Source organism: Isoptericola sp. F-RaC21, assembly GCF_038593535.1.
Classification (GTDB): Bacteria; Actinomycetota; Actinomycetes; order Actinomycetales; family Cellulomonadaceae; genus Isoptericola.
Window position 1 is genome coordinate 694,745 of the sequence record NZ_JBCFYX010000003.1, and the last position, 24,513, is coordinate 719,257.

15 protein-coding genes are annotated in these 24,513 nt (G+C 71.9%); 11 read left to right on the plus strand and 4 right to left on the minus strand.

All coding sequences use genetic code 11. The features are described from left to right. Window positions 1-16: 16 nt before the first annotated feature. Together cysC and AAG589_RS13695 are read right to left on the minus strand one after the other, a co-directional pair. Window positions 17-1,312 carry an adenylyl-sulfate kinase gene (gene cysC, locus AAG589_RS13690; RefSeq protein WP_430567790.1) on the minus strand — a complete coding sequence of 432 codons (1,296 nt, stop codon included), beginning with the start codon at window positions 1,310-1,312 and terminating at the stop codon, window positions 17-19. Further along, window positions 1,309-2,289 (minus strand): sulfite exporter TauE/SafE family protein, encoded by a 981-nt coding sequence (locus AAG589_RS13695; protein ID WP_430567791.1) that lies wholly within the window; start codon window positions 2,287-2,289, stop codon window positions 1,309-1,311. The genes cysC and AAG589_RS13695 overlap by 4 nt, the downstream gene beginning before the upstream one ends. Window positions 2,290-2,419: 130 nt before the next feature. On the opposite strand from AAG589_RS13695, the gene AAG589_RS13700 reads away from it, so the two are divergent. The 9 genes from AAG589_RS13700 (at window position 2,420) to AAG589_RS13740 (ending at window position 16,665) form a co-directional block, all read left to right on the plus strand. Continuing rightward, entirely contained in the window at window positions 2,420-3,340 is a 921-nt protein-coding gene (locus AAG589_RS13700) for an inositol monophosphatase family protein (protein WP_430567792.1), read from the plus strand. Further along, window positions 3,337-4,239, plus strand: coding sequence for a sulfate adenylyltransferase subunit CysD (gene cysD, locus AAG589_RS13705; protein ID WP_430567793.1), 903 nt, complete (start codon window positions 3,337-3,339; stop codon window positions 4,237-4,239). Before AAG589_RS13700 ends, cysD begins: the two co-directional genes overlap by 4 nt. Before the next feature lie 3 nt (window positions 4,240-4,242). Next, entirely contained in the window at window positions 4,243-5,580 is a 1,338-nt protein-coding gene (gene cysN / locus AAG589_RS13710; RefSeq protein ID WP_430567794.1) for a sulfate adenylyltransferase subunit CysN, read from the plus strand. Window positions 5,581-5,594: 14 nt separating this feature from the next. Continuing rightward, a complete protein-coding gene (locus AAG589_RS13715) occupies window positions 5,595-6,311 on the plus strand; it encodes a sulfotransferase family 2 domain-containing protein (protein ID WP_430567795.1) in 717 nt (238 codons plus the stop codon). Window positions 6,312-6,405: 94 nt separating this feature from the next. Then, a complete protein-coding gene (locus AAG589_RS13720; protein WP_430567796.1) occupies window positions 6,406-9,891 on the plus strand; it encodes a bifunctional glycosyltransferase/CDP-glycerol:glycerophosphate glycerophosphotransferase in 3,486 nt (1,161 codons plus the stop codon). A 29-nt stretch (window positions 9,892-9,920) separates the two neighbouring features. After that, on the plus strand, window positions 9,921-12,314 hold the full coding sequence (locus AAG589_RS13725) for a polysaccharide pyruvyl transferase family protein (protein WP_430567797.1): 2,394 nt from the start codon (window positions 9,921-9,923) through the stop codon (window positions 12,312-12,314). After that, window positions 12,307-13,572, plus strand: coding sequence for a hypothetical protein (locus AAG589_RS13730; protein WP_430567798.1), 1,266 nt, complete (start codon window positions 12,307-12,309; stop codon window positions 13,570-13,572). Before AAG589_RS13725 ends, AAG589_RS13730 begins: the two co-directional genes overlap by 8 nt. A gap of 72 nt (window positions 13,573-13,644) precedes the next feature. After that, window positions 13,645-14,922 carry a hypothetical protein gene (locus tag AAG589_RS13735; RefSeq protein WP_430567799.1) on the plus strand — a complete coding sequence of 426 codons (1,278 nt, stop codon included), beginning with the start codon at window positions 13,645-13,647 and terminating at the stop codon, window positions 14,920-14,922. Between the two features lie 75 nt (window positions 14,923-14,997). Next, window positions 14,998-16,665 (plus strand): glycosyltransferase family 61 protein, encoded by a 1,668-nt coding sequence (locus AAG589_RS13740; protein ID WP_430567800.1) that lies wholly within the window; start codon window positions 14,998-15,000, stop codon window positions 16,663-16,665. On the opposite strand, the gene AAG589_RS13745 is transcribed toward AAG589_RS13740, so the two are convergent. Both AAG589_RS13745 and AAG589_RS13750 read right to left on the minus strand, forming a co-directional pair. After that, window positions 16,640-17,476 carry a class I SAM-dependent methyltransferase gene (locus tag AAG589_RS13745; protein WP_430567801.1) on the minus strand — a complete coding sequence of 279 codons (837 nt, stop codon included), beginning with the start codon at window positions 17,474-17,476 and terminating at the stop codon, window positions 16,640-16,642. The genes AAG589_RS13740 and AAG589_RS13745 overlap by 26 nt on opposite strands. A gap of 105 nt (window positions 17,477-17,581) precedes the next feature. Further along, window positions 17,582-20,542: a CDP-glycerol glycerophosphotransferase family protein gene (locus AAG589_RS13750; RefSeq protein ID WP_430567802.1), complete on the minus strand. Its 2,961-nt coding sequence runs from the start codon at window positions 20,540-20,542 to the stop codon at window positions 17,582-17,584. A 136-nt stretch (window positions 20,543-20,678) separates the two neighbouring features. On the opposite strand from AAG589_RS13750, the gene AAG589_RS13755 reads away from it, so the two are divergent. After that, window positions 20,679-22,787 carry an acyltransferase family protein gene (locus AAG589_RS13755; RefSeq protein ID WP_430567803.1) on the plus strand — a complete coding sequence of 703 codons (2,109 nt, stop codon included), beginning with the start codon at window positions 20,679-20,681 and terminating at the stop codon, window positions 22,785-22,787. Between the two features lie 142 nt (window positions 22,788-22,929). Further along, a complete protein-coding gene (locus tag AAG589_RS13760; RefSeq protein WP_430567804.1) occupies window positions 22,930-24,441 on the plus strand; it encodes a S8 family serine peptidase in 1,512 nt (503 codons plus the stop codon). The last annotated feature ends 72 nt before the right edge of the window (window positions 24,442-24,513 follow it).

Consider the following 24,513-nt stretch of genomic DNA (forward strand, 5'->3'; position numbering starts at 1 on the left):
GGCTCGACCAGCGACCTCAACCGGCGACGGCGTCCAGCGCGGCGCGGACCTGGGCGACGGCGTCGGCGACGTCCACCTGCGACGTGTCGACGACGACGTCGGCGTCGGTCGGCGCCTCGTACGGCGAGGAGATGCCGGTGAACTCGGGGATCTCACCGCGCCGTGCCTTGGCGTACAGGCCCTTGCGGTCGCGGGCCTCGCACACCTCCAGCGGCGTGCTGACGTGGACCAGCAGGAACGCCCCGGCGGCCTCGGCGAGCTCGCGCACCCGGGCGCGGCCGGACGCGAACGGCGCGATGGGCGCGGCCACCGCGACGCCGCCGTGCGAGGAGACCAGCGACGCGACGTAGCCGATGCGCTCCACGTTCAGCTCGCGGGAGGCCTTGTCGAAGCCGAGGCCCTTGGACAGGTGGTGGCGCACCTCGTCGCCGTCGAGCAGCGTGGTGTGCCGGCCCTCGTCGTCGAGCTCGGCAGCCAGGGCCCGGGCCACGGTCGACTTCCCGGAGCCGGAGAGCCCGGTGAAGAAGACGACGGCGCCGCGCGGGCGGGCCGTGTCCGCGGCGCGCACGACCTCGGCGGCCGCCGCCTCGGGGTAGAGGTCGGCGACGGCGTCGGACCACAACGTGTCGAGCCGGGCGACCGCGTCGCGGGCGGCGGGGGAGCGGTGCGCGGCGAGCACCTCGGTGCGCGCGGCGCCGTAGCGCGCGCCGACGTCCGGCCAGCGCAGCCCGTCGGGGGCGTCGGCCGGCCACGGCACGACGACGACGGTCGCGCGGCGCGCGGCGGGCGGGGTTTCGACACGCTCGACCAGCGAGGTCCCGAGGTCGCGCGCCACGCGGACCAGTCCGGGTGCTCCGACCTGCCCGGCGGCGGGGTGCCGGCGCGCGGCGGGGACGAGCAGCAGCACGTGCTCGGTGTCGCCGACGATGCCGGGCAGCGCGTCGATCTCGGAGCGGGTGGGCGCCTCGTCGACGACCACGGCGACGACCGTGCCGCCCGGGTCGGCGGGCAGGCCCGCGCGCACGTCGGCGGCGCCGCGGCGCAGGGCGGGGTCCCAGTGCGGGCCGGCGGCCCGGGCGAACGGCCGCACCGCGCGCGGGGACTCGTCGCCGGGGACGCCGGCGACGGCGAGCGGCGTGTTCTCGGCGTCCGTGAGCGTCACGGGGCCCGCGGGCGTCCCGGCGGGCGGGAGCCAGTCGGCGCCGCCGCCGAGGGCAAGCTCAAGGAGGTCGAGGCCGTCGGGGGACAGGACGTGGGTGGCGACGGGGAGGCTCGGGTCGGCGGGCACGGCGGGTTGCGTGGGCTCGGTCATGATCGCGTCGTCGTGTCCTTCTGGTCGGGATCGGGGTCGGGGTCGGGTGCCGGGGCGGTCACGGTGCCGAGCGGCATCGGTCTGGGCGGGAGCCGCTTGATGCGCTCGCGCACCACGATCCACAGCAGGTTGCCGACGACGAGCGCGCCCACGGCGGCCGCCAGCACGACGCCGAGCGAGGCGCCCAGCAGCTTGAGGCCGGAAGCCAGCAGGAGGATCGCGAGGGCGCGGCGGATGATGCCGCCCGGGGCACGGCTCGACACGTGGGCGCCGAACCAGGCGCCCGGGATGGCGCCGACGAGCAGCGACGTCGTCAGGCCGAGCTCGAAGTCACCGTAGAGGATGTGGCCCAGCGAGGCGGCGGCCACCAGCGGCACGGCCTGCACGAGGTCGGTGCCCACGAGCTGCGACGCCTTGAGCGCGGGGTAGAGGAGCAGCAGCACCACGATGATGATGGAGCCGGCGCCGACGGACGTGAGGCCGACCATGAGGCCGGCGACGGCGCCGAGGATCAGGGTGGGCACCTTGCGGACGACGACGTCGGGGCTGCTGGGCGCCGCGGGGCCCTCGCCGAGCGCGGTACGGCGCTGGAGCATGCCGAGCACGGCCCGGACGACGAGCCCCGCCGAGGCGATGAGCAGGGCGACGCCGAGGATCTTCTTGAGCACCTCGTCGAAGCCGTCGCCGAACGGCAGGTAGCGGATGAGGAGCGCGCCGGAGAACGCGGCGGGCACCGACCCGATGCACAGCCACAGCACGAGCTGCAGATTCACGGTGCGGCGGCGCAGGTGCACGATCGCGCCCGCGGGCTTCATGAACAGGCTGGCCACGACGTCGGAGGAGACCGCCGTGAGCGGGTCGACGCGGAAGACGAAGATGAGCATGGGCGTCATGAGGGCGCCGCCGCCCATGCCCGTCAGGCCCACGACGAAGCCGACGACGAGGCCGCCGAGGACCAGGGGGAGGTCGATGCTCAAAAGGGCACCATTCCTATCGGAAAAACAGAATTCAACGATATGAACTCTCAGTGAATCGTCCAATTCGGAATGGTAGCGTCGGCGGCGGCCCGCCCGGGTCCCCGTCCAGAGCCACCCGCCGAGGAGTCGTATGCCCCGCCCCGCCCCGTCCCTCCCGGACCCGGGCCTGCCCGACGGCGACCTCGCCGTCGCGCTGGCGCTCGGCGCCGGCGAGGTGCTGAGCGGCCTGCGGGCCGACGTCGACGCCGCCGGAGGCGGGTTCGTCGCCGGCGAGCTCAAGGACGCGGGCGACGCCGCGAGCCAGGCCTGGCTCGCGGCCGCCCTCGCGCACGCCCGCCCGGGCGACGCGGTGCTCTCCGAGGAGGCCGCGGACTCCGCGGCCCGGCTGACGGCCGACCGCGTGTGGATCGTCGATCCGCTCGACGGCACCCGCGAGTTCGCAGAAAGGACCTCGCCGTCGGTTGAGCTTGTCGAAACCCAGTTCCCGATGGTCAACGGGGTTTCGACAGGCTCAACCAGCGGTGGGGCGTGGCGCGACGACTTCGCCGTGCACGTCGCGCTGTGGGAGCGCGGGTCGGGCCTGACCGCGGGCGCCGTCGGGCTGCCCGCCCGCGACGCCGTCCTCAGCACCGTCTCGCGGCCCGCCCGCCCCGCCGACGACGTCGACGAGGTCCTCGCCGGCCGTCGGCCGCTGCGCATCGCGGCGAGCCGCAGCCGGCCGCCGCAGTTCGTGCAGGACCTCGCCGCGCGCGACGACGTCGAGCTCGTGCCCATGGGCTCGGCCGGGGTCAAGGTCGTGTCCGTGGTGGACGGCACCGTCGACGCGTACGTGCACGCGGGCGGCCAGTACGAGTGGGACTCGGCGGCTCCGGTCGCGGTCGCGCTCGCCGCCGGCCTCGAGTGCACCCGCCTCGACGGCACGCCGCTCGAGTACAACCGCCAGGACCCCTGGCTCCCTGATCTCTTCGTCTGCCACCCGGCCGTGGCGGCGCACCTGCGTGCGGCGCTGACGACGGTCGGGGTCGACATCAAGGAAGGTGCCCAGCCGTGACGTCTCACGTCCTGAGCCAGCTCCGCAGCCTCGAAGCGGAGAGCATCCACATCATCCGTGAGGTGGTGGCGGAGATGCAGCGTCCCTGTCTGCTCTTCTCGGGCGGCAAGGACTCGATCGTCATGCTGCACCTGGCCGCGAAGGCGTTCGCGCCGGCGCGGATCCCGTTCCCGATCATGCACGTGGACACGGGGCTCAACTTCCCGTCGGTGCTCGCCACGCGCGACCGGTGGGTCGAGCGGCTGGGCATCCAGCTCGTCGTCGCGTCCGTGCCGGAGGCCATCGAGCGGGGGCTGGTGCAGGAGGAGCCCAACGGCTCGCGCAACCGCATCCAGACCCCGGTGCTGCTCGAGGCCGCGGAGAAGAACGGCTTCGACGCGCTGTTCGGCGGCGGGCGCCGCGACGAGGAGAAGGCGCGCGCCAAGGAGCGCGTGTTCTCCTTCCGCGACGACTTCGGCCAGTGGGACCCCAAGAACCAGCGCCCCGAGGTCTGGGACCTGTACAACGGCCGCGTCCACCAGGGCGAGTCGATCCGCGTGTTCCCGCTGTCCAACTGGACCGAGCTGGACATCTGGGCGTACATCGAGGCCGAGGACATCGACATCCCCGACCTGTACTTCGCGGCCGAGCGCGAGGTGGTGGACCGGAACGGCATGCTGTTCGCCGTGAACGAGTTCACGCCGCTCAAGGACGGCGAGACCGCCGAGGTGCGGTCCGTGCGCTACCGCACGGTGGGGGACGCGAACCTCACCGCCGCCGTCGCGTCGACGGCGGCGACCCGTGCCGAGATCGTCGAGGAGGTCGCCGCCGTGCGCCTCACCGAGCGCGGCGCCACCCGGGGCGACGACAAGGTGAGCGAGGCCGCGATGGAGGACCGTAAGCGAGAGGGCTACTTCTAAGCCATGAGCACCGAGAGCATCGAGACCCCCGTGACCTCCACCGAGGACGGCGCGACGCAGCAGGCGATCGACACGTCGGCCGACCTGCTGCGCTTCGCGACCGCCGGCTCCGTGGACGACGGCAAGAGCACCCTCATCGGGCGCCTGCTGTTCGACTCCAAGACGATCTTCGCCGACCAGCTCGAGTCGGTGGCGCAGGTCAGCAAGGACCGCGGCAACGACTACACCGACCTGTCGCTGCTCACCGACGGCCTGCGGGCCGAGCGCGAGCAGGGCATCACGATCGACGTCGCGTACCGCTACTTCGCCACGCCGAAGCGCAAGTTCATCATCGCGGACACCCCCGGCCACATCCAGTACACGCGGAACATGGTCACGGGGGCGTCGACGGCCGACGTCGCGATCATCCTCGTGGACGCGCGCAAGGGCGTCATCGAGCAGAGCCGCCGGCACACGTTCCTCGCCACCCTGCTGGGCGTGCCGCACATCGTGGTCTGCGTGAACAAGATGGACCTCGTCGACTACTCCGAGGAGGTCTTCGAGAACATCCGCCGGGACTTCACGGCGTTCGCGTCGCGCCTGCGCGTGCCGGACCTGACGTTCATCCCGATCTCCGCGCTGGTGGGCGACAACGTGGTGAACCGCAGCGAGAACATGCCGTGGTTCGACGGGCGCCCGCTGCTCAGCCACCTGGAGTCGCTGCACGTGGCCAGCGACCGCAACCTGCAGGACGTGCGGTTCCCGGTGCAGTACGTCATCCGGCCCCAGTCGCACGAGGCCCGCGACTACCGCGGCTACGCGGGCACCGTGGCCGGCGGCGTGCTGAAGAAGGGCGACACGGTCCGCGTGCTGCCGTCCGGGCTCGAGACCACCATCGCGTCGATCGACACGGCCGACGGCCCGGTGGACGAGGCGTACCCGCCCATGTCGGTGACGGTGCGCCTGACCGACGAGATCGACGTCTCGCGCGGCGACATGATCTGCCGCCCGAACAACTCGCCGGCGGCGCTGCAGGACATCGACGCCCAGATCTGCTGGATGGACGAGTCCGCCCCGCTGGTCAAGGGCAAGAAGTACGCCATCAAGCACACCACCCGCTGGGCGCGGGCCATGGTCAAGGACATCAACTACCGCGTGGACGTCAACACGCTGCACCGCGACGAGGAGGCGACCGAGATCCGGCTCAACGAGATCGGCCGCATCCAGCTGCGCGTCACGCAGCCGCTGTTCGTCGACCCGTACCGGCAGAACCGCCGCACGGGCGCGTTCATCCTGGTGGACGAGGCCACGAACAAGACGGTGGCCGCGGGGATGGTCGGCACCCTGCCGCACGCGTCCTGAGGCGCCGGACCACCATGCCTGTCTTCACGCGGGGCGAGCGCAACGTCCTGTTCATCCACGTGCCCAAGACCGGCGGCTCGGCGATCGAGAAGCACTTCGTCGCCGCGGGCTGGGAGATGTCGTACCACGACGGCCGCATGCCGAAGGGGTACCCGAACTACCTGCGCCGGTGCACGCCGCAGCACATGCACGGCGCGCTGCTGAGGGAGATCTTCCGCCTGCGCCGCTTCGACGCGATCTTCGCGGTCGTGCGCGACCCGGTCGCGCGGTTCCGCTCGGAGTACGTGATGCGGCACAAGCAGGAGCTCACCACCAGCGCGGACGCCGTCGAGGCGTGGGCCGAGGAGCGGTTCGAGAAGTTCGCGTCCAACCCCTACGTGCACGACAACCACATCCGCCCGCAGGTGGAGTTCCTGGTCCGGCACGCGCAGGTGTACCGCCTGGAGGACGGCCTCGACGCGGCGGTCGCCGACCTCGACGAGCGCTTCGACCTCGGCCTGCCTCCTGAGGTCGCGCGCGTGCGCACGAGCGAGCGGACGCGCGGCATCTCGAGCGCCGACGTCGAGGTGTCGGCGTCGCTCGAGCGGCGGCTCGAGGAGTTCTACGGCGACGACTTCCGCCGCTTCGGCTACCGGGACGTGCCCCTGCCGCCACCGCCCCACCGCAGCCTGGGCGCCCGGGTGGCGTCGCGGGCGTCCCGCGAGCTGGCGACCCTCGCGGACCGGCTCTGACGCAGCCGCCCCGTAGAGTTGGCTGATGCCCCGCCGCCACGCGGCGGGGCGCACCCGTGAATCCGTCCGTGCCCGAACGCGAGTTGATGTCTCCGTGCTGACGAACTACCTGCGCTCCACCTACCGCCGACTGCCGGAGCCCTGGCGCGCGCGCGTCGCCGAGCTGCGCCGGCCCGGCCGGCGGACCCTCGTGACCGTCGTCGTGCCGGTGTACAACGTCGAGCGGTACGTGGGGGAGTGCCTGGAGTCGATCCTCGCGCAGACGCACCGCCGCCTCGAGGTCGTCGTCGTCGACGACGGCTCGCCGGACCGTTCGATCGACGTCGTGAACGCCATCGCCGCGCGCGACCGCCGCGTGCGGGTGGTGCGGCAGGAGAACGCCGGCCTGGGCGCCGCGCGCAACACCGGGGTGCGGAACGCCCGGGGGACCATGCTGTGCTTCGTCGACTCGGACGACACGGTGCCGCCGAACGCGATCGAGGTGATGCTGACCTCGTTGACGCGCAGCGGCTCGGACTTCGCCGTCGGCTCGCTGGTCCGTGACACGTCCGCCGGCAAGCACATGCCGCCGTGGGCGCGGAAGCTGCACGACCGCACCCGGACCGGCGTGACGATCGCCGACGAGCCCGACGTGCTCAAGAACGTCTTCGCGTGGACGAAGCTGTTCCGCACGGACTACTTCCGGCGCGTCGTCGGCGCGTTCCCCGACGGGCTGTACGAGGACCAGGTGCCGTCGGCCAAGGCGTACCTGCACGGCCGGTTCGACGTGCTCCAGGACGTCGTGTGCCACTGGCGGATCCGCGACGACGAGTCGTCCATCACCCAGCAGAAGTCGACGATGCGCGACCTCACGGGCCGCTGGCGGATGCTCGACGAGCTGCACGAGGTGATGCGGGACGCCCCGGGGCCGGTGCGGCAGGCGTGGGAGGCCAAGGTCGTCGGCTTCGACATGCGGCCGTACTACGAGCAGGTGCCGCGCACCGAGGACGACTACTGGGGCTTCCTGCAGCGGGAGGTCCGTGGCTTCGTGGACATGGCGGGGTACGAGCGTCTCGCGGAGGTGCCGGTCGCGGACCGGCTGCTCGCCGCGGCGACGTACCACGGGCTGCGCGACGACGTCGTGGAGCTGGTCGCGCGGCGCGAGTCGCTGACGTGGAAGGTGCACGGCGTCGCACGGGACGGCCGGGTGACCCTGGGGGACGACTACCTCGAGGGCCTCGAGCTGGCGCGCGACGGTGTGGTCGACGACCTGGAGCACGACGTCGAGGTGGTCGCGCGCGTCGCCGACGTCGTGCTCCAGCCCGCCGCGGTCACGATCGAGGGCAGCGCGTTCCTGTCGTTCGTCGACCTCGACGGCACGGAGAGCGAGATCATCGTGGAGGCGGTCTCGCCGCTCGGTCATCGCGTCGCGGGACGCGTGGAGCGGTTCGCCGACGAGACGGTCGACATGCGCGCGGTCGACCCGTGGAACGACCACGCGGCGTCGGGCTACCGGGCGCGCTTCGACCTCGGTGAGCTGGTCTCGCCGCCGTACCGCTTCGAGGTCGGCGTGCGGGTGGGCGGCGTCGAGCGCACCGCGCCCCTGCCGCTGCCGGACCCGCGCGGGCTCGGGCGGCTGCCGAAGTTCGGGGCCCTGGACGCCACGGGTCGCTGGTACGTCGACGCGCCGTCCGGGTCCGACGTCCTGGAGCTGCGGTGCATGACCTCGGCCCGCGTGCCCGTGGCGGACGTCCGCGTGGACGGGCGCCGGGTGGACCTCGTGCTGGCCGGGAGCCTGCCGCCGGTGCGAGGCTGCGTCGCCCGGGCGGGGACGGTCACGGTGCCCGGGGTGCGGCGCGAGGCGCACGGTCGGGAGATCGTCTCGTTCACGCTGCCGGAGGCGTCCGTCGGGGAGCGCCCCCGGACCTGGGCGTTCGCCGCCCGCCCCGCCGCGGGCGGGCGCGAGCGGCGGTTCTCCTGGGTGGAGCCGAGCCGGACGCTCGACCCGCCCACCCGCTCAGGCGTCCTGGTCGGCTCCACGCGGTTCGGCAACGTGGCCGCCCAGACCGGTCCGCTGCTCGGCGAGGTCGAGCGGCTCGAGCTCGGCACCGACGGCCTGCGGGTGCGCGGCTGGGCCACGGTCTCCGACGCGCTGCGCGCCGAGCCGCTGCGCCTCGCGCTGGCGCACGACGTCGCCCCGGGCCGTTCGGTGCCGCTCGAGCTCGGCGCGGACGGCGGGTTCGACGTCGTCGTCCCCGTGGCTGACGCGCTCGGCACCACGCTCTCCAAGACCGTCAACTTCGTGCTGACCCTGACCGCGGGCGACGTCTTCGTGCGGCCCCGCGCGGCGTCGGTCCTGGTGCGCGCGCTCCCGCTCGACCTCACCAACGGCGCTGTCTCCCTGACTGCGTCGGCCACCCCGAAGGCGGGGTCCGTGAGCCTGCGGTTCCGGGCCGTCCTGGACGACCGCGAGCGGAGCCGCCGGGCGCAGCACCGCCTGCAGCAGCGGTACCACCGGGCCGAGCAGGAGCCGCTGGACGCGGTGCTCCTCGAGTCGTTCGGCGGCCGGTCCGTGGGCGACTCGCCGCTCGCGCTGAGCCGCGAGCTGCACCGCCGGGGCGACGGCCGGCCGCAGTACTGGTCGGTCGCGTGCCTGTCGACGCCCGTGCCGGAGTGGGCCACCCCGGTGCTGCGCTTCTCGACGGCCTGGTACGACCTGCTCGAGCGGGCCACCCTGCTCGTGAACAACAACAACTGGCCCTGGTACTTCCGCAAGGGCGAGCACCAGACCTACCTGCAGACGTGGCACGGCACGCCGCTCAAGCGCATCGGGAACGACGTGCCGGGCGCGAACCTCACCATCACCTACCGCCGCCTCATGCAGCGCGAGGCGCAGTCGTGGGACTACCTGCTGGCGCAGAACGCGTACTCCGCGGAGATCTTCCCGGGCGCGTTCGGCTACGACGGCAAGGTGCTCGTCGAGGGCTACCCGCGCAACGACTCCCTCGTGGACACCACGGCGGCCGCGACCCGCGCCGCGGTGCGGGAGCGGCTGGGGCTCGACGACGACGTCCGCGTGCTGCTCTACGCGCCGACGTGGCGGGACAACATCAAGGAAGGCGCCCGGTACGGCCGGGTGGCGTTCCTCGACTTCGACGAGCTCGCCCGGGCGGCCGGGCCGCGCACCGTCGTGCTCTACCGCGGGCACTCCAACACGGCGTCGTCCACGAGCGACCTGCCCGACGGCGTGGTCGACGTGACGCAGCACCCGGACGTGAACGAGCTCATGCTCGCGTCGGACGCCCTGGTCACCGACTACTCGTCGATCATGTTCGACTACGGCGTCCTGCGGCGCCCGATCTACCTGCTGGTGCCCGACCTGGAGCTGTACGGGTCGACGACGCGCGGCTTCTACCGCGACCTTGTCGACGTCGCGCCCGGCCCGCTGTGCGCCGACACGTCCGAGCTGGTGGCGGCGCTGGGCGCCGACCACTGGTCCGGCTGGGGCGCGGCACACGATAGGTTCGTCGCGGAGTTCGCACCGCACGACGACGGCGCCGCGTCGGCCCGCGTGCTCGACGCCGCCGGCCTGACCTCCTGACCGACCCCACCAGCACCGGAGCACACATCATGTCGATCTACCGTTCTGCCCGGGACGGGCTCGCGCGCGAGGCGAAGACGCGCCTCGGCCGCCGGTTCCCGGACCGCTTCGGGATGCGGCGCTTCCGCCACCTGCTCGACGACTACGAGGTGGCGTCGCTCATCGAGGTGGACGGCAAGATCCCGCTGAACTACTTCACCTACCGGCCCAACTTCGGCGACCTGCTGTCGCCGTGGCTCGTGGAGAAGATGACCGGCCGCGAGGTCGTCGTGGCGGACCGCAAGAAGCCGCACTATGTGGTGATCGGGTCGATCATCAACCAGGCGACGAGCAAGTCGGTCGTGTGGGGCAGCGGCACCTACGGCACGGAGGGCAAGGACGAGGTCTCGCCCCGCGCGCACTACACCGCCGTCCGCGGCCCTCTCACCCGGGCCAAGCTCGGTGCGCACAAGGGCTTCGGCATCAAGGTGCCGGAGGTCTACGGCGACCCGGCGCTGCTGCTGCCCCTGTACTACATGCCCGAGGTGCCGATCACGCACGAGTACGGCGTCGTCGTGCGCTGGAGCGAGCGGAAGTGGGCGAAGGCCACGTTCGGCCCCGGCGTGAAGATGATCGACTTCGCCCGGAGCGACGTCGAGGCCGTGGTCCGCGAGCTGCTCTCGTGCAAGCGGATCGTCACGTCGTCGCTGCACGGGCTGATCGTCGCCGACGCCTACGGCATCCCGAACGCGTGGCTGGCCTCCGACTCGCCGCGGGGCGGCGTCTACAAGTTCTACGACTACTTCGCGTCCGTCGAGAAGTTCCGCAACCCGCAGACCCTCGACCTCACGGACGGCCCGGTCACGCAGGAGCGCCTGCGTGACGGGCTCACGTTCAGCGGCGAGGCGATCCGTTACGACTACCGCCCGTTGCTCGACGCGTCGCCGTTCCTGCGGCGCAAGAAGGGCGCCCGGAAGCGGCCCACCCAGGCGCAGCAGAAGCAGGCGCTGCCCTCACGGGAGCCCGCCCGGCTCCAGCGGCAGCCCGGACGCGGGGTGCTGCTGCCGTCGCTGGGGTACTTCGGCGGCAACGCCGTGAACTACTTCCGTGTCCCGGTCGACGGCCCTGTCTCGCGGATCCGGCTCTTCCTGCCGAAGATCGAGGGGGAGCTCGACCTGCGCGGCCTCGAGCTCTACCAGGCCGGCAAGCGGGTCACCGTCGACGACGCGAAGACGACGGTGGACCAGAGCTCGGACGGTCGGCGCCAGGGCAAGGGGCGCAGCCCGTTCCTCCTGGGCGGCATCCGGTCGCGGAAGGAGGTCGGGGCCTGGTGGACCGTCGAGTTCGACTCCCCGGTCGTCGCGGACGAGATCCGGGTCTTCAACCGGCTCGACGGTTGGGGCGCCCGCTCGCGCCACCTCACCGTGGCGGTCGCCGGCGAGGACGGGAAGTTCTCGACCGTGCGCTCCGTGGACTCGGACCGCGTCGTGACGTCCACCCTCGAGCTCCTGTCGCGACTCACCGGCCGCGAGCTGGAGCCGTCCGTCCTCGCCTCGGAGGAGGCCGCCGCGGCGGCCCGCACCGAGGTGCTCGGGGAGCTCGCCCGGCGCGCGGGTGAAGGGCTGCTGACCGCGGACCGCGAGGAGCAGAGACTGCTGGCGTCGCTCATCCGCACGCACCGCCTGGCGGACGGCGAGACCCTGACCGACGACGAGTGGGCGCTGCTCGGCCACCTGCTCGCGGCCGAGCGCCACCGGCTTCCCGCCACCAGCACGTCGATGAGGTCGTACCACCGGGTGCTCGACTCGCACGCCACGCTCAGCCGGCTCGAGTCGGAGGTGAACCGCGCCGGCGAGGTGATCGGCACCCCGCGGGCGGTGCTCACGCGGCACGGGCTCACCGACGTCGGGGGCCTGCGCCGCCGTTCCGACGAGTACGTCGCGCTCATCGGCAAGGCCGCGCGGGTGCTGGAGGAGTGCGGCTACTCGGCGATGCTCGCGTACGGCACGCTGCTCGGCGCCGTACGGGAGGGGAACTTCCTCGCGCACGACGACGACATCGACATGCTGATCCCGCTCGACGCGGCGACGCGCGAGCAGGCGGACGAGATCCTGGCCCGGCTCCACGAGGAGCTGCGGGCCAAGGGGTGGAGGGTGTCGCGGCCGAACACGTACACGAACTTCCACCTGATCGACCCGGACACGCGCCTGCACATCGACGTCTTCCCGCTCCTGGTGGACGGGGACAGCACGCAGCTGCACATGGAGAAGATGCAGCTCCGGGCGATCCCCACCTCGGTGGTGCTGCCGCCGTCCACGATCACGTTCCTGGGCGAGGAGATGCTGGCGCCGGCCCAGCCCGAGGCGTTCCTCGCGGAGCGCTACGGCGAGGGCTGGGGCACGCCCGACCCGTTCTACGACTGGCCGTGGAGGCTGCGTGACTGACGACGTCCTCACCCGGCTCCGTTCGACGCTGGACATCGGGGGCGCGATCCCCGAGGGGCTGAGCAAGGTCTGGATCTACAAGGGACGGATCCTCGCGGCCGACTACCGCAGCCCGAACGGCGCCGCGTTCGCGTTCGACATCACCGTCGACGGTTCCACCGCGACCGTCGCGGTGGCGGGTCGCGACGACCGGTCGCGGGAGGCGATCCGTGCCGCCTGCGCCGAGTTCGTCGAGCCGGTGCCGGGAACGCACAAGCTGCGCCTCGGCACGGCCGACCTCGATGGCGACGGGGCTGCCGAGAGCCTGCTGGGTCCGATGCGGCGTGCGCACCGGGCGATCTTCGACGCCTCGGTCGCGCGCTCGGGCGCGGTGGAGGAGTCGACCTGGACGCACGACGGCGTCTCGGTCAACTACGTGCGCCGCGCACCCAAGGAGGACTGCGACCAGATCGTCGTGATCTTCACGTCGATCCGGAACGTCGCGACCGATCTCGACTTCGACGGCCCGGACGGCAAGTACCTCGCGAGCAACCGCGCCGAGCTCGTGTTCGTGCACGACGACCACGACACGGCGTTCTGCTACTACTACGGCACGAACCGGGACGACCAGGTGGCGCGCGCCGTGACCGCCTTCGTGCGCGACCTGGCCGAGAGGCGCGGCGTGGGTCTCGAACGGGTGATCCTCACGGGCATGTCCAAGGGTGGGGCCGCCGCCCTGATCGTCGGGGCGCGGCTGCCGGGCGCGACCGTGGTGTCGCTGGTGCCGCAGGTCGCGATCGGCACCTACCTGCGGGGGCGTTCCGAGCCGTTCCTCGAGACGATCGCGGGTTCCCGGACGGACGAGGCCGTCGCCTGGCTCGACGGCGTCGTGCCGCGTGCGCTGGCCGAGGCCACGAACCGGGACGGCTACTACTACGTCCTGACGAGCCCCGGGGACGACAACTGCTTCGACGGGCTCGTCGAGCACGCGTCCGTCGCGGCACGGCTCACCGCGCTCAACGTGCTCGTGGCGTCGTCCCCCCGGGCCGCGGACCACTTCAGCACGCTCAAGCACCTGCTGCCGACGATGATCTCCCTGCTCGGGGTGCTGTCCTCGGGGCTGCGGCCGGACCTCGGCTCGGTCGCGACGACGACGGCGCGCGCCGTCGCCCCGTCCCGTGGGGCGCTGCGGGCGCGCGGCCCCGTCGCGCTGCGCGCCGCGTCCCTGCGCCGGGGCCTCCTGGCGGCACGTGCCGCACTGGAGGGGGCCAAGAAGTAGCGCCGGTCCGCCCCGTCACGGGCACGATCTGCAGATTTCAGACACGCCGGGGCGGCGCACTAGTGTTCCCGGATGGTTCGAATCAGCACGCCCGAGGTGGCGCGCGACGGCGACGACGCCGTGGTCACCGCCGAGCTGTCCGGCATCCGTCCTGCGGGCACGATCCGCTATCGCTTCCCGGTCGCCTATGAGCCGACCCCCGAGGCGATGGCCGACGCGCTCTTCCCGATCGGTCTGATGCTCGCGATGGCGACCGACCACGAGCTGGTGCTCGACGCACCGGTCTCGCCGGCCCTCCTCGCCCAGAGCGAGACGATCCAGGACGTCTTCGCCGCGTGGTACCCGGGCACGTTCTCCCGGGCCCGGCTGGAGGTCGCGCCGCGCACGGGCTCCGCGCCCCCCACGGGCGAGCGCGCGCTGTCGACCTTCACCGGCGGCGTCGACTCGTTCTACACGCTGCACCGGAACTCCGACGCCATCTCGAGCCTGCTGTTCGTGCACGGGTTCGACATCCCGCTGGCGCACAAGGAGTTCCGCAAGGTCACCTCGGAGCACCTGCAGGCGTCTGCCGCGGCGGCGGGCAAGGAGCTGATCGAGGGGGCCACCAACCTCCGGCGGTTCCTCAACCCGCACATGAAGTGGTCGACGATGTCGCACGGTGCGGCCATCATCAGCTTCGTCCTGCTCCTGTCCGGCACCCACGGGACGCTCTACCTCCCGGCGTCGTACTCCTACAACGACCTCTTTCCCTGGGGCAGCCACCCGCTCGTCGACCCGTTGTGGTCGACCGAGTACCTGACGGTCCGGCACGACGGGGCCGGCGCGACCCGCGTCGCGAAGACCCGCGCCATCGCCCACGACCCGGTGGCGCAGGAGCACCTGCGCGTCTGCTTCCAGAAGACCGGCGACTACAACTGCGACCGGTGCAAGAAGTGCGTGCGCACCAAGATCGCCCTCGAGCTCGAGGGACAGCTCGGAACGTTCACGACGTTCGCCGAGGGGGTCGACCCCGAAGCCGTGCGGAGGCTCGGCGTGCACAGCGAGACCGACCTCGCGTTCGCCCGCGAGAACCTGGAGTTCGCGCGGGCGCAGGGGCGGGACGACATCGCCGACGCCCTGGGTGGCTCGGTCGAGGCGTACCTGGCGGCGCGCACGGCGCACGCCGAGTCCGGCGAGCAGCAGGAGGTCGCCCGGCTCCGCGCCCAGCTCGAGGAGGCGAACGCCCAGGTCGCCGCCCTGGAGAGCCTGCCGACGGTGCGCGCGTGGAACTCGGCGCGCCGGATCGCACGCCGCGTCGGTGCGGAGCCGCGCCGTCCCGTGGGACGCGACCGGGAGCGACGCCGGGCGTAGTCGCCGCCCGCGTGACGTGGCCCCGGTAGGAACGCATACTGGGACCTGCGCGAGGAGCGAAGGCAGGAGACTGTCGTGGCACTTGGCAGGTCGCAGGACCAGAACGGTGAGGCACGCAGGCGCGTCGTCGTCATCGCGGACGACGTGGTGCCGGCGGTGCTGCGCGCCGCGGTGGAGCCCTACCGTGACGACGACCTCTTCGTCATCGCGCCCAGCCCGTACGAGGAGTGGGGGCTCGACGAACCGCACCAGCGGTACCTGAGGTTTGTCAAGGAGTCGAACCTGCAGTGGTATCTCAAGCTCCACGGACCCGTCGACCGCATCGTCGACATCCGGCAGCGGTGGCCGAAGGAGCACGAGGCGACGCTGCGGCGGCTGCTGTTCCACCTCCTGCCGGGCGGCGAGTACGTGATCCCGCGGTCTGCGCTCACGGGATACAAGCCGGGCAACCCCCTCGAGGTGCGCTTGGCGCACTTCGCCCGGGCGATGTCGGGCGGGGAGCCGGACGACGACGACTTCGCGGAGCTGTCGCACGCCGTGGCCCAGCTGCGCCTCGACCGCGAGGAGATCGTGATCCGTAAGAGCGGGACGCACTACCTCAAGCTGTCGGACCGGTGGGCGAACCGCATGCTGTCGACGCGCAACCGCGAGTCGACCACCGTGCACGAGCTGGCGCTGCTCCCGGCGCAGGAGTTCGCGTCGTCGACGACGATCGACTCGCACGGCTCCTCGCGACCGCTCCACGGGCTCGAGACGACGGTGGCCGTCCCGCCGCACCACCTGCGCCACTACCGCGGGCGGATCGGCCTGGTCAGCAACGCGCTGACGTTCACGTCGCACGAGATCCTGCCGGACTCGTTCCGGCACCACCTGTCCAACTCCCGCAACCGCCGGCTGATCCAGGTCGACGAGAACTTCGCGCGGATCCCGCGGCACGTGCAGCCCACGGAGGAGCTGTCGGGCTCCTACTACCAGCTGGACTCGGAGAACTCGGGTCACTACGGGCACCTCATGACCGAGGTGATCTCGCGGCTGTGGGGGTGGGACGCCGCCAAGGCGGACGACCCGGGGCTCAAGGCGATCTTCCGGCTGCGGCACGCGGCCGAGCGGGATCCCCGTCTCGAGCGCACGATCCTCACCGCCTTCGGCATCGACGCCGACGACATCGTGACCGTCGACCACCCGGTGTACCTCGAGTCGATGTACGCCGCGACGCCCATGTTCCACAACGCCCGGCCGTACTACGTGCATCCGGACGTCCGCGCGGTGTGGCGTCGGATCCGCGACGGGCTGCCGGCGGATCCCGGACCCGTCTGGGACCGGGTCTTCGTGTCGCGCAAGGACACGTACGGGAACCGGCGCTGCCTCAACCGGACGGACGTGGAGGACTACTTCGCGGCGGCGGGGTTCGAGGTGATCTACCCCGAGGAGCACTCGCTGGGCAGGCAGGCGGCGATCTTCGCGCACGCACGCGTGGTCGCCGGCTTCGGCGGCTCGGCCATGTTCAACACGGTGTTCGCGGAGAACCTGGAGCACATGATCGTGCTCACCCAGGAGGCCTACACGGCGCGCAACGAGGTGCTGATCGCGCTGCCGCTCGGCGTGCGGCTGCACTACTTCTGGAACCGACCCCGGATCCCGCACCCGCCCGGCGGCTGGACGGAGGAGGCGTACAAGTCCGACTGGACGTTCGACCTCCCCCGACACCAGCGGGAGCTCAACGCGCTGGTGCGATCGCTCTGACCTTGTCCTGCGCCCACTCGCGCGCGGCCCGACGACGACGCCGGTAGTCCTTGGGGTGCTCGAGGGCCTCGCGGAGCTCCGCCAGGCCCCGGTCCCGCCGCCGCCACGGCCGGTCCCCGCGGTGCAGCAACCCCCACACGGGGCGATTGAGGAGCCGGGTGCCGTCCCACGCGTCGGTGCGGTCGAGGACCGACGCCGGCACCGGCTGCGGGTCGTCGTGCACGTACTCCTCGACGATGCGGTCGTAGGCGTCGCTGAGCACCGTGCTGGTCGGGTCCAGGCCGAGCACGACCACCACGCCGGTCGGGCTGGTATCGACCGGCAGCACCGTCAGGTCGGGGCGGTAGTCCCGCAGCACGTCCGCGACCCGGAACACGTCCCCGGTCCACGCGCGCGTGTGCCGGTCGCGTGCCGCCTCGTCCACGCTGCGCGGCAGCATGTCGTCGAGCACGACGACGCTCGACCAGCGACAGTGCTTCTCGACGTTGATGAAGTCGCGCAGCGCGTACTCGAACAGGTGCAGCCCGTCGATGAACGCCAGCTCGATCGGGCCGCCGAGCCACTTCTTCGGGTCGGTCGTGGCGAAGTACTCGTCGCTGGTGGTGCGCGCGAGCCGTACCTTGGCGCTGAGCTCCTTCCGGATCGCGTACGCCGGGTCGATCGCGACGCTCGGCACCGACGACAGGCGCAGGCTCGAGCCGTCGGCGACGCCCACCTCCAGGTAGGTGCGCGGACGGAGCTGTCGGTGGAGGCCGGTCAGCAGCGCGTGCCGACTGAGGCGGGTCTGCGGGGTGCGGGCCTTCTGTGACATGAGACACATCATGGCCACCCTGACGCGGACAGGGAAGGCGCCGCGCCCCGCGGACCGGAAGGGCCTGGCACGGGATGTCGTTCCCTGGGAATCGACCGGCTCCGTTCAGGCGATGCGTTCAGCGGGAGCCTTGCCGATGCCCCGCACCTCGGTGAGATTGCGCAACCGCGCGACGACGCGGGCGGCGGCTCCGTCGTCCACATGATCGAAGAAGAGCCGGCGTCGAAACTCGTACTGTTCGTCGGCTGTGGGGGAGAGCAGGCCGTCGAGTGCGCCGTGGAGTGCGTCGAACGTCTGGCAGATCGGTCCGGGGAAGACATGGTCGAGGTCGTAGAAGCCGCCGCGCTCGAGCTGGTAGGCCTCGTAGTCGTAGGCAAAGCTGACCGCGGGCTTGCCAGTCATCATGTAGTCGATGAACGCGCTGGAGTAGTCGGTGATCAACGCCGACGAGACGCGGTACAACATCTCGACGTCGGGGAACTCATCGTCCGACAGGTTGAGTACAGGAAGTCCGGCCAGCTGAGCGCCGTATCCACCATCTCGTGCGGCCATGTGTTCACGGAGCCCCAGCACACATCCGTTCGCCGTGAGCCACGCGTCGAGCTTGGTGAGCTCGTCCGCCGAGAAGTGGTAGGCACCGCCGTCCGCAGCGTTCCGGAAGGTCGGGAGGAACAGAAGCAGTCGACGGCTCCCCACGAGGTCGCGCAGGGCCTGGAGCTGGCCGCGGAGATGTGAAGGCAGAAGGCCCTCGTCACGCACGATGAAGTCGTTGCGAGGGAGGCCGGTATTCCACACCTGGTGGAGGGTCAACGGGTAGAACGCGGCCGTCATGGCGAGAGAGTCGATCTTGGACGACGCGATCACCGCACGGTACTGGGCCTGATCTTCCTCGACCCGGTCGAGCTTGGTAAGGAAGTCGGCCGACGCATACCCGATCCGTTTGAACGGGATACCGTGCCAGACCTGGACGAGGTTGTGCAGCGAGCTCGAGACGGGGTGCACGAGGTTCCGGGACCGGCTGTGCTTGATGAAGATCGTGCCTGAGCGCAGCAGTCGGTGCTGTCCCTCCGGGCTCTGCAACGGGAGGACCTCGACGTTGACACCGTCGACCTCGATCTCCTTCTCCCGGGTGAGGACGATCTTGCGGATCGACGGGTCGTCCTTCACGTGCTCGAAGATCGCCCGCTCGTTGCCGGTGAAGTTGTGCGTGAAGGCGCACACCGGGAAGGCCCACCAGCTCCCGTGCTTGGGGCTCGTCCGGTCGGCCGCGGCGAACTGCTGCCGGGTGAGGAGCTTCGCGGGTACGGGAGGGTCCTCGACGCCCGTCTCGCTGCCGAGCGAGAGGCTGCGCCGCAGGCTCTCCGGGTCGGCGACCCGGGCGAGGTTGCGCTCGAACATCTCGATGTCCGCGCCGGGGACCTTCTGGCGGAGCCGGTCGGCCCAGTTCGCGAGCCCGGCCACCTCGTAGTGGTTGCGGGTCAGGAAGTACCTCTTGAAGAGGGGGAATCCCTCGTCCAGGAGACGGAAGTACCAGGGAGTGTAGAGGGGATGAAGCGGATAGAGGTGCGACACGTAGGTGTCGAACGGGTGCCCCTGGTGCACGAGCCATCGGGTCAGCCCGATCTCGTACTTCTGCACGACGGAGCGTTTGATCTCCTGCTTCGTGACGGACGCGAGGTACCGGCGGAACGCGGGGTTCTCGATGACCGGTCGGCGGTACGCCAGGAAGTAGGAGCCCACATGAAAGTCGTACGTGTAGTCCTGCTCGAATCGGTCCAGCAGCGGGCCTCGCACCGACTCCATCGGGATCGGCTCGTAAAACTGGTTCACCGGCACCTTGCGGGTGCGATGCATCCCCTTGGTGGCCTGGAGCCCCCACCAGTCGCACGCCCGGCCGTCCATCCGGGCGAAGACGTCGTCGAGCGGTCGCAGCAGGTATCCGCTGTCGTTGACCAGCAGCATCTCGTCGTACTGTTCCAGCGTCGACCAGCCGACACGGTCGGCCAACCGGGCGTACGAGCCGAAGTCGTACTCCCCGTGGCGCTCGGCCCAGGCGCCCTTGGTGTGTCCTGCCAGCTTGTCGAGCTCCTCGGGGGCGATGTCCGCGTCGGCCAGGTAGTACACGTCGGCGTGACGAGCCAGCTCCCGCACGTAGGCCACCACGTAGTCGTCGACGAGCCCGTCCGGGTCGTATCCGGCGAACAGGCAGACGCGCCGCACTTCCTGTCCGGGGACGAACCGTTGGCCAGTGCCAAGACGACGTGACGGTGAGGGGTCGGGACGGGTCGAGAGGCCTTCTCGGCGTCCGGTCGTGCGGTAGTGCGCGAGCGGGTTGACGCAGTCGTCGGCCGCGTCGAGATGCGTCGACCAGTACCACCAGGTGTCGAACTCCGGTGCAGGATTGCGCAGCTCGCGCCAGCCGTACTCGCAGTAATGGGCGAGGGGGTTGCGGCGCACCAACGGGTTCATGCGCTGGTAATAGCGCGTCTGGAACATCGGGGATGGGTCGAGGCCGAGGGACGCGCCCTTCGCCACGTAGTGCTCGATGGGGTCCATCCCGTCGGGCAGACCGTCCAGCCCGATGTCGAAGAGCTGCCCGAGGTAGTGCTCGACGTCGAAGGTCCCGGACGCGGCGATGATCTCCACGGGTGTTCGTCGTCCGAGGCTGGCGTTGCCCTGGACTGTGGTGTACCAGCGTCGCGGTGCACCAGGCTCGGCGTACGCGGCGAGGTCCACGCTCGACGCGACTCGACGCCGAAACCGGTCCGCCGCTCCCGCATGGACGGTGTAGAGGTCGATGGTCTCGCCGTTGAGGACCGTCAGGTCGTCGTCGCTCACGTCGACGGTCAGTCCGCGCGCTTCCGCACGCAGCGGGAGCCGGACCCCGAGCCCGCTCGTCCTGCCTTTGAGCAGGAGTTCGAGCGCATGTCGTGAGTCTCTCGACTCGATGACAAGCCGTGCGTCGGCCGTGTCTCCCTCGAAAGCGATGAGCCTGGGCGGACGAGTGAGTCGGGCCAGGAGGGACGAAGGGGCGAGACGGTGAAGTATCCGCTTGATCTGTGCCACGTGTGCGCCATCGGTCGGTGTGCCAGCAGGAATGGACCGATCATGCACCCGCATTACGACAAAGCGCCATAACCCATCGCGTGTGTCGGGTAGCATCACCCGCCGGTCCGGCCAGCGACCCCCGAGGAGCTCTCCCTTGTCAGCACCTGCCGGCACGTCCGAGCGCGCGGACTCCGTCGCGCCTGCGCGCACCGACGTCCGCACGGACGTCCAGGGACTGCGGGCGCTGGCGGTGAGCGCGGTGCTGATCTACCACCTGCTGCCGGACACGGTGACGGGTGGCTACGTCGGCGTGGACGTCTTCTTCGTCATCTCGGGCTTCCTCATCACGTCGCACCTGCTGCGCCGGCCGGTGCGCGGCGTGCGGGACCTGCTGGACTTCTGGGCGCGGCGGGTGCGCCGTCTGATCCCCGCGGCGACGGTGGTGCTGCTGGCGACGCTGGGCGCGACGCTGCTGTGGCTGCCGTCGACGGTGCACGCGCGGGCGGCGCGGGAGGTGGCGGCCGCGGCGCTGTACGTGGAGAACTGGGCCCTGGCACGGTCGGCGACGGACTACCTGGCGGCCGAGGAGCTGGCGTCCCCCGTGCAGCACTACTGGTCGCTGTCGGTGGAGGAGCAGTTCTACGTGCTGTGGCCGGTGCTGGTCGGCCTGACGGTGTGGCTCGCGGTGCGGCTGCGCGGGCGCGGCACGCGGCTATCGACGTGGCTGCCGACGGCGGTGGTGGGGCTGGTCGTCGTCGTGTCGCTGGCGTGGTCGGTGCACCTGACGGCGACGAACCCGTCGGCCGCCTATTTCGTGACGACGACCCGCCTGTGGGAGCTCGCGCTGGGCGGGCTCGTCGCGGCGGCGGTGACGGCGCGTCCGTGGCGGCTGTCCGCGCCGGCACGGGCGGCGACGGCGTGGACGGGGCTGGCGGCCGTCGTCGCGGCCGTGGTCCTGTTCGACGGGTCGACGCCGTTCCCCGGCGTCGCGGCGGCGCTGCCCACGGTGGGCACGGCGCTGGTCATCGCGGCGGCGGCGGACGGCGCCCGCGGCGGGCCCGGCGGCCTGCTCGCCCTGCGCCCGGTGCAGTGGCTGGGCGACGTCTCGTACAGCGTCTACCTGTGGCACTGGCCGCTGATCGTCGTCGTGCCGTACGCGCTCGGCCGCGCGCTGGGCGGCCTCGAGCTGGTTGCCGTCGTCGTGGCCTCGCTGCTGCTGGCGGCCGCGACCAAGCGGTGGGTCGAGGACCCGCTGCGCCGCCAGCCGGTGCTGGTGCGGCGCCGGGCGGCGACGTTCGGGCTGCTCGCGGTGTGCGTCGGCGTCACGGCGGTCTGGGGCGTCACGGCGGCGTCGGCGGCGCAGGAGCGCACCCGGGAGGCGGTCGCGTCCGCCCCGGCGAAGGTGGCCGAGGCGGGGGAGTGCGCCGGGGCGGGCTCCGTGCGCGACCCGTCCTGCGACGTGGACGGCCTGCTGACCCCGCCCGAGGCGGCGGCGCAGGACAAGCCCGACGTGTACGCCGACGGCTGCTGGAACGACCCGCCGTTCACCTCCCGCAACAGCTGCACCTACGGCCCCGACGACGCCCCGGTGCGCGCGGCGCTCCTGGGCAACTCGCACGCCGGGCACTGGACCCCCGCGCTGGAGGCGGGCGAGGAGGCGGGGGACTGGCAGGTCGACACCTACCTGCAGTCGTCGTGCTACCCCGTCGAGCAGCTGCTCGAGTACGAGGCCGACGACGACGCGCAGGGCTGCCTCGACACCACGCGCTGGGCGGTGGACTCCGTCGTCTCCGGCGGCTACGACGTCGTGATCATGTCGGCGCGCACCAACCAGCTCCTGGCGGACGTCCCGGAGGACGAGCAGGCCGACGCCGCCCAGGCCGCGTACGCCGAGACGCTGCGGGCGTTCACCGACGCCGGCATCCCGGTGCTCGTGCTGCGCGACACCCCCGCGATGCCGGACAGCGTGCCGGACTGCCTGGCCACCGGGCCGGTCTCCTGGGACGACTGCGGCGCCCCGCCGGCCGAGGCGCTCGAGCCGGACCCGCTCGCGGCGGCCGGCCGGGCCGACACGTCGGGCCTCGTCACGGTCCGCGAGGTCACCGACCTCATGTGCGACGACGAGGTCTGCCACCCGGTGATCGGGGGCGTCGCCGCGTACTTCGACCACGGGCACCTCACCGCGTCGTTCGCGCGCACGCTCGCGCCCGAGGTCGCCGACGGCGTCCGCGCCGCGCTCGCCGTCGCCACCCCCGGTGATTGAGCCTGTCGAAATCGAGGAACCGGGTTTCGACAAGCTCAACCAGCGGCGGCGGACGGAGTTTCGACGCGCCCGATCGGTCGGGGAGCCCTACGTTCACCTGTGACGGCCGCAACGTCGCGGCCGCACTCACGAAGGGGACACCATGAGCCTGCGCACCACCCATCGCGCGCGTCTGGTCGCCGTCGGGGCCGCCACCGCCCTCCTGGTTGCCGGGGCCGGCAGCGCCGCCGTCGCCGGCGGCACCGCGGCGGAGCCGCCGTCCACGCCGGTCCCGGTCGCCACACCCGACGGCCAGACCTTCTCCTACGTCGTCAACGCCAAGCACGCCAACCCGGGCCAGACCCGCCTCGCCGAGCGGGCCGTCGAGGCCGCGGGCGGCGTGGTCGTCCAGTCGTGGCCCGAGGTCGGCGTCGTCGTCGCGCACGCGGCGCGCGCGGACTTCCGCGCCGACGTCGTGCGCCTCGCGAAGGGGCACGCGGTCGAGTCCGTCGGGGTCACCCGCACCGTCCCGGTGAGCGAGGGCACGCCCGCGGCCGCCGACGACGTGCCGGGGGCCAAGGGCGGCCGCTGGAAGGCCACGGTCACCAAGAAGCCCGGTGCGGGAGCCGACGGCGACGCCGGCACGACGGCCGTCCCGGACCCGGGCGAGGCCACCCAGTGGGACATGGCGATGATCAAGGCCGACCAGGCCATCGAGATCAACCCGGGCTCGCCCGACGTGCTGGTCGGCGTCCTGGACTCCGGCATCGACGTCACGCACCCCGACCTCGCGACGCAGGTGGACCGGGACGCGTCGGTGAACTGCACGGCGGCGGGCCGCCCGGACACCTCGGCCACCGGCTGGCTGCCCACGACGTCCGACCACGGCACGCACGTGGCCGGCACGATCGCCGCCGCCGACAACGGCATCGGCATCGTCGGCGTCGCGCCGGGCGTGAAGATGGCGTCCGTGAAGGTCGTCAACGACGACGGCTTCATCTACCCGGAGTACGCCGTCTGCGGCTTCGTCTGGGCCGGCCTGCACGGCGTGGACGTCACGAACAACTCCTACTACATCGACCCGTTCGAGTACTGGTGCGACGACCAGCCCGACCAGGCGGCGGTGAAGGAGGCCGTGCGCCGCGCGATCGACTTCTCCACCGACCGGGGCGCCGTGCACGCCGCCGCGGCCGGCAACTCGGCGGCCGACCTGGCGACCAACACCCGCGACACCGCCAGCCCCAACGACTCCACCCCGGTGGACCGCACCATCAACTCGGGCTGCGAGGACATCCCGACGGAGGCGGACGGCGTGGTGACGGTCTCGTCCGTGACGAGCACGGGCGCGCTCAGCTCGTTCTCCAACCGCGGCCTCGGCAAGATCGACGTCGCCGCCCCGGGCAGCGCCATCGTCTCGACCGAGCTGAACGGCACGTGGGACACCAAGAGCGGCACGTCCATGGCGTCGCCGCACGTGGCGGGCGTGCTCGCGCTCATGGCGTCCACGCACCCGGACTGGACGCCCGCCCAGCTCGAGCAGGCGGTCCGTGACCAGGCCGACGACCGCCCCTGCGGCACCACGTCCGCCGGGCCGGTGTGCGTCGGGACGCCGCAGGAGAACTCGTTCTTCGGCGGCGGTCTGGTCGACGCGCTCGACGCGGTGACGCTGGGCTGACCCAGAACGACGGTCGGGGAGGGCGGCCCGCAGCGTGCTGCGGGCCGTCCTTCGTCCTGGACGCAGGATTCA